The sequence below is a fragment of the Tepidanaerobacter sp. EBM-49 genome (assembly GCF_001896645.1).
Lineage (GTDB): Bacteria > Bacillota > Thermosediminibacteria > Thermosediminibacterales > Tepidanaerobacteraceae > Tepidanaerobacter > Tepidanaerobacter syntrophicus.
In genome coordinates this window covers 1-2786 of sequence record NZ_MPPE01000001.1, presented here as the reverse complement: position 1 = coordinate 2786, position 2786 = coordinate 1, and the positions used below count along the sequence as shown (strand labels likewise).

2 protein-coding genes are annotated in these 2786 nt (G+C 38.7%); both read right to left on the bottom strand.

The features are described from left to right. Positions 1 to 260 precede the first annotated feature (260 nt). Positions 261 to 1415, bottom strand: coding sequence for an MFS transporter (locus tag BUE08_RS00010; protein WP_213950880.1), 1155 nt, complete (start codon positions 1413 to 1415; stop codon positions 261 to 263). A gap of 134 nt (positions 1416 to 1549) precedes the next feature. Beyond that, the gene (locus BUE08_RS00005) at positions 1550 to 2779 is read right to left on the bottom strand and encodes a uroporphyrinogen decarboxylase family protein (protein ID WP_213950879.1); all 1230 of its coding nucleotides are present in this window, start codon (positions 2777 to 2779) and stop codon (positions 1550 to 1552) included. Between the last annotated feature and the right edge of the window lie 7 nt (positions 2780 to 2786).

Below are 2786 nucleotides of genomic sequence, written 5' to 3'. Positions count from 1 at the left end.
TCATCCATATCTACTATTTTGTTGAAAAGTTCATCAAGCACTTTACCTTCCCCCTTATGATTGAGTAATGAAATTTAATGGGAAAATTGAAGATTGTTTAAGGTAGTTCAGCATCCCTCCTTAATTATCCAGCTCGTATTTACATGTCTTTTCTACTAGTATATAACTGTTTGACTGAATTGTCAACTGAATCGAAATTTATGGTTTTTTACTATTTGATATAAAATTGTCATTTATCATTTATACTAAATCATGCAAAATCAAACATTCCCACTGATTGAAGGTTTTGACTTCAGCTGCATTAAAGTATATACTACTGCACTTGCACCATAGATAACTGTTGCAACAAAAATCGGAAATCGTATTTCGCTGTTAATTTGTCCAAGCATTGCAATATAATATGTGGATACAAAACCTCCAAGATTCATAAAGGCCATCAAAACACCAGATGCCGCCGCAAAAGAAGCAGGGGAGACGATCATCCCGAGAATCATCATAATGGCGGGCATAATTATTCCAAATCCTATTCCGTCAAGTGTCATCCCTATAGTAAGTACTACAATATTGTTTGAGTAATAAACTATACCTGCTCCAATTGCAAGGATAATCAAGCCGATAGTAATTGTAAACTTAGAAGCTTTTTGATATAGTTTTCCAAAAATGCCGCCGGCTATCATACCCCCCACCGTAAACATTGAAAGTACTATACCAGCAGAAGCTGCATCACCTAAGTTATCAGTTATAATAATTGTCGACATGTTCACAAGCAATGGATAATTTAGCATCATTGCAATTCCAAAAAGAATTGATATTAGATACACAGAAGGAGGTATGCTTATTTTGCCTCTCTCTTCTCCTATTTTCTTTTCAGGTTCAGGCAACATCAGCATAACCATTATAAGGGGAATCGCTCCAAGGAGATGTGCTAGAAATGCATAATTCCATTTTATAGCGCACAGCACCCCTCCCAAAAGTTGCAGCACTATACCACCCAGATTCATAACAAGACCTGACATGCCAAGCATATTCGCTCTTTCCTGACCATCAAAAAGATTTAAGATTACAGCATTACCAAGAGGCATCAAAACGCCGAGCCCTATTCCGAAAAGTGCTCTTGAAATCAATATAGTTTTAAAATCGCTGATCCAGAACGGCGCAGCTCCTGCTGCCGTAAATAAAAGTGTCCCTAGGATTAGCAGTGGTCTGTAGCCCACCTGATTTCCAGCTATTACTCCTGCTATAGCTGTAGATGGTATTATGAAAAGAGAAGGAAGTGTTGATACAAGTAAAATGGTGCTAAAACCAATATCCGGAAATGCTTCAGCAATATTTTGTATTGCAGGCGTAATAGTCCCGATACCCATTGCAATGAAGAAAACTGACATTATAGCTATTGTTGCTTTTCTTTTATCCATCTTAATTCTCCCCTTATAAATAGAATGGGTAAATTTAATCCTTCGATTCCGGGTTGTTATTTACCCGGAATCGAAGTTATTCATATTAAAATTTAGATGATTTGAATGGAAAGTTGCATATAATATCAATATTCCTAATATTTTCCGTATTTTTCTACTGCATCAATTAGGGCACGAATATTTTCGAGAGGTGTTTCTCTTGGGGCGATTCCTATACTTGTAGAAGCTATATACCCACCACCGGGTTTGATATCTTCCATAAGATCTTTAACATATTCATCAATTTTTTCTGGAGTGCTTCCGATTATAAGACTTATAGGTATACCGCCCATTACGCAAGTATGGTTTTTTAATAGTTCTTTTGCTTTTCGTATATCTGTCTTTTCAAAATAGGCAATTCCCCATTTTGGCGGCAGTTCTAGGATTGTTTCCAAGTGAGGTTCATGTTTTCCTTCGAAGAATACCATAGATTTTATTCCTTCATCTGCAAGTCTAAGTATTACCTCCTTTAGGTATGGCCAATAAAACTCGTTGTAGAGTTTTGGAGATAGATATTCATTAAGGTGCAAGGGAATAAACGCAATATTTGCTCCCAACGGTTTCATCGCTAGAGCAATCTTCAAAATAGGTTCAATTAAAGCTTCGCAAGCTTTTTTAACTTTATCTGGATATTTTCTAACATCTATAAGGACATTAGTAACATCTCTGAGACCATCGCCTATCAAATCGAGTGGAGCCATGGCAAGTGTCAGAGGTATTGACGGCATGCCTATATTTGCTAAATCTTCAGCAACGCCCTGCATAAATGCCATAACGTTCCCAGATTCCATGCCCAATCTCACCCATGTTGCCATAGCTTTTCGCGGAGTTTCTAAATTACGACAAATTCGCGGCAATACTGTTTCTGCAATAAATCCTACAGGATCTTCTATCAGCTGATCGTATTCTTCCGGCTGCATGAAGGTTCCGCCGATAAATTGAGGTGAGCAATTCTCCGCAAGTTCTCTGCCGGGATATCGCGTGCACTTATCGCCAAGAATATCATGTGTTCTGCCGCTCATGCCAAACACAGTGCTAACTTCCGGATCATCGGCGAATGCATAGGTAAGCGGAGGCACTCCTACCCCCGTAAATCCCGATGCAAATGTCCAATCACACGGAAAATCCTTATTGAACTTTGCTAGGGCTTCTCGCGTCTTATTATAGTCAAAGCAAAATTCATAGTGGGTTATCCCTGCATAAGCAGGAATCACATCTCCTCCAACTCCCGACAGTGGCACTCTATCAGGTTCCTCTAAATTCATAGCAGCTTGTATTCTTGCAAGACGTTCCTTTGCAAGTTCGTCAGGACTTTTTGCACACATCTTTATC